General features: G+C 55.6%; 4 protein-coding genes and 1 pseudogene. 1 reads left to right on the forward strand and 4 read right to left on the reverse strand.

What is annotated here, in order from left to right; all coding sequences use genetic code 11:
• The first annotated feature begins 58 nt into the window (after window positions 1–58).
• Window positions 59–817, forward strand: coding sequence for an aspartate/glutamate racemase family protein (locus QT222_RS06165; protein WP_491476650.1), 759 nt, complete (start codon window positions 59–61; stop codon window positions 815–817).
• A gap of 475 nt (window positions 818–1292) precedes the next feature.
• Here the strand turns inward: QT222_RS06165 and QT222_RS06170 are convergent, their stop codons facing one another.
• The 4 genes and pseudogenes from QT222_RS06170 to QT222_RS06185 all read right to left on the reverse strand — a co-directional run.
• Window positions 1293–2900 (reverse strand): ABC transporter permease subunit, encoded by a 1608-nt coding sequence (locus QT222_RS06170; RefSeq protein ID WP_491476651.1) that lies wholly within the window; start codon window positions 2898–2900, stop codon window positions 1293–1295.
• Complete coding sequence (locus QT222_RS06175; RefSeq protein ID WP_491476652.1) at window positions 2901–3776, reverse strand: ABC transporter ATP-binding protein; 876 nt, start codon at window positions 3774–3776, stop codon at window positions 2901–2903.
• A 512-nt stretch (window positions 3777–4288) separates the two neighbouring features.
• A pseudogene (locus tag QT222_RS06180) lies at window positions 4289–4439 on the reverse strand (mercuric reductase); the annotation flags it as partial.
• The coding region (locus QT222_RS06185; RefSeq protein WP_491476653.1) for a hypothetical protein at window positions 4415–4645 on the reverse strand (231 nt) is incomplete at its 5' end. The gene QT222_RS06185 and the pseudogene QT222_RS06180, both read right to left, overlap by 25 nt.

Below are 4645 nucleotides of genomic sequence, written 5' to 3' on the forward strand. Positions count from 1 at the left end.
ATCAGCACCCTCCCATGGGAGGACACCTCTGATATGCCGACAAACCCTCCTGAATTGTATGTCTGGTCTCCACCGCGATGAACCACGGACAATCGGCATCCTTGGCGGGATGAGTAGCCAATCGACGGTCGAATACTACCGACTCATCGACGACACAATCAACGACATTCATGGCGGACACTACACCGGAGACATCGTGATTCGAAGCGTCAACTTCGCCGACATCGAGGGCTTCATTCAGGCGGAACGGTGGGACGAGGCCGGGGCGTATCTCGCCGAGGCCGCACACGACCTCGAAGCAGGCGGTGCCGACTTTGTCCTTCTGGCAACCAACACGATGCACAAAGTCGCGCCCTCCATTGTCGACGCCCTCTCTGTTCCGTTCGTCCACATCGTCGACGTCGCCGCGGACGCCATCCGCACCGCCGGTATCGACACCGTCGGCGTCCTCGGAACTCAAGCGACGATGCAGGGGGATTTCTACCGCGACCGATTCGCCGACCACGGTATCGACATCGTCGTCCCCGACCGACAGCACCGCCCGGAAGTGGACCGAATCATCTTCGAGGAGTTGACCAAAGGCGAGATTCGAGACGAGTCCCGAGATTACTATCTCGAAGTTATCGACAACCTCGTTGCGCAGGGTGCCGAGGGAATCGTACTCGGTTGCACGGAAATCGAACTGCTCGTCGACCAATCGGACAGGCCGGAAACGCCGCTGTTCGACACGACCGCCCTTCACGTTGAGCGTGCCGTCGAGTACAGTCTGAGCGCCGACGCCGAAGTGAGGTCAGTGAGCGGAAACTGCTTCCGATAGGATTTCAAACGGTTACTCCAATATCCCTGACTTACTTCGCTGATATCGTCTCTCCTCTCAATTTTCCCTTGGCCGACTCTAATAATAGTCTTGTAAACACACACATGGGGCCGATTTTTGGAGCGTCCCGAAGAACCGAAAGTGTACTCGGAGCTTCGGAACTGGGGTCTACTGTGCATCTGGGTCCGGATTCCAGTAGCAAAACACCGATGGACAGTGGGCAACCGAAGTATCCGCCTCCGCTGTGCGCCGAACGTCTTCACCACTTACCATTCGGAAATATGCGGTGATCAGTCGGTCGTCAAGTAACCCGACGTCATCGAGTAAGCCGAGTGAGCCCTCGGCATCATTCGCATGTGCCATTGTGTTTCTTTCTTCGAGTTCGAGCAGGTGAGTGTGAACCAGTACGTTGGGTTGAACCTAGACCACTCGAAAACATCCGAGACGAATGCTTCGCCCTTCAGAGCAGCAAACCTCAAACCATCTGTCGAGATCGGTGAACGAAGCTAGCCACGAAGAGGCAGAGACCCAGACAGATGTACACAATAACGATCACTGTTGACAGGGCCGTAGCTGTCGTTGCAGTGAACACTAGCGGCTTTATTCCGTTGGCCGGGCCGACAAACCAGATAACGAGATACAGCACCTCGAACAGTTCCGATTTTCCGCTCCAGATGCCGGCACTCAAAGCAAGTGATGGAACGAAGAGTATCGCCGCTACGTAGCCCAATAGCACTGGTGTCGAGGTCAACAGGGGGGTAAGACCGATACTGCTCCCAACCAGTACCGCAATGAGCGTCGCCCCAACAACCCACTCAGCGAGCAGTTGCGTGTACGCGCTGTTAGACGAGAAGATCAGCGGCTGCATACGATGGCGCTGTGCGCGAACCCCCATTGACGACAGGACGAATATTGGCCAGATAAGTGCTATTAGTAGGAGTGGACCGCTACTCTGTGAACGGATTAAGCTGGCTGCAATAATTCCGACTGCGCCCAGATACCACCACCAGGGGAGTTTGGACAGGGTCATACGGAACTCCCCAAGGAGGATTCGGAAGAGGCCACCACCGGTTCGCGTTTTGACTGGCGTAAGCGTGACCTCAGTCGGTGCTGGCGGTTCGGTAGCACTCTCAGTTGACGACCGCTCCGGCAACAGCCGTCGGAGCAGTGACGTGGTCCGCTCCGATTCTGTTTTCGACGGGCCGAATCTATTGAATGTGAGGTTTCCAAAGACAGCGATACCGACCCCGACGACAATCATTCCGGCACGCTGTAGGTATACCCACAGCGGCCATCCATCTCCACTCCAGGTAAACGTCGTCTTCTCTACGAAAACCGCCCCGAACGACGGTACGCCGCCGGTGTAGTTCGGGGCGATAGATAGAACCGAATCGTACATTGCCACGTAGACCGCGGTGTACCCGAACGGGTCGAAGTAGCCGGTTATCCCGGACACGACGCCGTTTGCCACCGTCCCATTACCATAAAAAAGCATCGTGAGCGCGAGCGTGCCGAAAAAGTAGAGGACGTTGCCAGCGGTGTTGTTTAGGAGTCCAACGGTCTCGACTAGCAGCGCAACCCCGCCAATCAAAAAGGCAGTCGGGACCGCCAATAGTACGACCGGCAAGAGCAGTTTGATCGGGTTGGTGGGACCGACGCCGTGTACGGTATGTATCACGACGGTTGACAGTCCAAGCACGCTGACAATCAACCCCAGGTATGCCCCATTACTCAGCCACTTCCCCAACAGATATCGGGAGTTCGAGATTGGCATCGAGGCGAGGAGTTCACTGACCTCTGTGGATCGGTCACGAGCGAGACCATTCTTGACCAGATAGAAGCCAAAGAACACCACGAAGAAGCTCCCCGTCAACCCTGCTTTAGCTCCAATCCAGGCCGCGTTATTCACTCCGCGGTAGTTGCCGAGGCCGCCACCAGCCACGGACTGTTGAAAGACGAGATCGATGGTCCCGGTGTTGACGAGATAGCCGAGATAGATGACAAACGCCAATAAAGCAACCAGTCGGCTCGAACGGACTCGCTGGAGGAAGTCGGCCCGGGACACGTGGTAAATCTGACGCATCTATCGGGCCACCTGTGGGCCAACACGCCAGAGGTAGGCATCTTCAAGCGTTGGCTGGACAATACGTGCATCCTCATGCGGTGGCTCCTCGGCTATTACCCGGAGTTCGACACCATCCGAGCGACTGACAGTGCCCGAGATAATCTGCTCGGACCGGATCTTGTCGAGGTTGGACTGGGCAGTGGTGTACGTGTAGACCTTCCCTTCGACAGTCTTGATTAGTGACTCTGGGTCGGTGTGGGTGAGCAGTTTCCCGTCGTCCAGCAGCGCGATTGTGTTCGCTGTGGCCTCGATGTCCGGTACGATATGTGTCGAGAGAATCACGACCCGGTCTGACGACAGATCGGAGATGATGTTCCGGAACCTGACACGCTCCTCCGGATCGAGACCGACTGTCGGTTCGTCGACTACTAACAGTCCCGGATCGTTGAGCAGCGCTTGGGCAATCCCCGCCCGCTGACGCATCCCGCCGGAGAAGGTCTTGAGTTTGCGGTCGCGGGCCTGTTCCAGATTCGTCAGCGCAACCAGTTCGTCGATACGGGTGGCCACGGTCTTCGAGTCCATCGACCGCAACGCACCGACGTACTCGAGGAATTCCTCCAATGTCAGGTCGGGGTAAACACCGAAATCCTGTGGGAGGTAGCCCAGAACCGACCGGACCATCCCCGGCGAATCGAGTACGTCCGTGCCGTTCCAGCTGATGGACCCTTTTGTCGGCTCCATAACGGTCGTAATCATCCGCATGAGCGAAGACTTTCCAGCGCCGTTCGGCCCGAGAAGCCCGTGAACACCGGTATCTAACTCAAGATCGATGTTTCGAACGCCCCAGACATCTTCGGTATATTGCTTCCCCAGGTTTTGTATTGTGAGACTCATATGATGAATTGTTGTCATTCGTCAGTTATTTAATTTGGGGCACACTTTCCATAGACAGCCTACAATGAACAGTGGTTCATGCTTTTGAAAAAATCCGGCCGTAAGCGTTCGAGAGGAGGCCTGGAACCTCTAACGGTATGTAATCCGTCGCGGGCGCCTGTTCAAATACCATCAAGCAGTTCGATACGACAGCCGTACTTGCTATTGTGTTGTGGTTAGTACACGCAGAGCGTCCAAGACGGGTCTATAGGCCGTTTCATCGATTAATATGAGGCGGTAGCTGTCCTAATATACATCATTTCGGCACTGTCTGGTTAAGCCGTCCCTGGCGATTTCGGCGAGCTGAGAGATGGCGACGAGATTGAAACAGTAGCACAGGAAATAAACTCTGTGAGTTCTGTGCAATCCAGCACTACGAGCGGTTCATCGTCCAAGAGTTACTCAATCGAGCCCTTCTGGGTCTGGGTGAGTCCGGAACGCTTGAACACATATTCTCCGCTGACGAGTAAGCGCTACTTGATACAGCAACTCAGCGTGGACGTATCTCGGCGGAACGCCTGACAGGCGTGTTTGAACGCCTCAGAGAACGTCGGGAACGGTTGGATAGTACCGCTGATGTCGTCCGGTGAGGCCGAATTTCACCGCGAGCGTCGCATCGATACAAATGTCGGCGGGAGGGTCCCCGCACTGATTATTTGTTTGCCCGGAAAAACGCAAGAAAGCATCATAGCCATCCCCTGAGGTTTGAAATTCAGTGAGATAATCTCTATATCGAAATTCGGGTTTTCTAGTTTCGGGGAAAACGGATGCCCCCGGCCGAAGCCCAGCGGCGCACTGGAACGGTTGGCAGGCAGGGATAGTCCTGACCC

This window comes from Haloferax sp. s1 (assembly GCF_058382125.1).

Excerpts from the sequence above, each read along its gene's own strand:
- QT222_RS06170 (WP_491476651.1), bottom strand. The coding sequence starts at position 2,900 with ATGCGTCAGATTTACCACGTGTCCCGGGCCGACTTCCTCCAGCGAGTC.
- QT222_RS06165 (WP_491476650.1), top strand. The coding sequence starts at position 59 with ATGTCTGGTCTCCACCGCGATGAACCACGGACAATCGGCATCCTTGGC.
- QT222_RS06175 (WP_491476652.1), bottom strand. The coding sequence starts at position 3,776 with ATGAGTCTCACAATACAAAACCTGGGGAAGCAATATACCGAAGATGTC.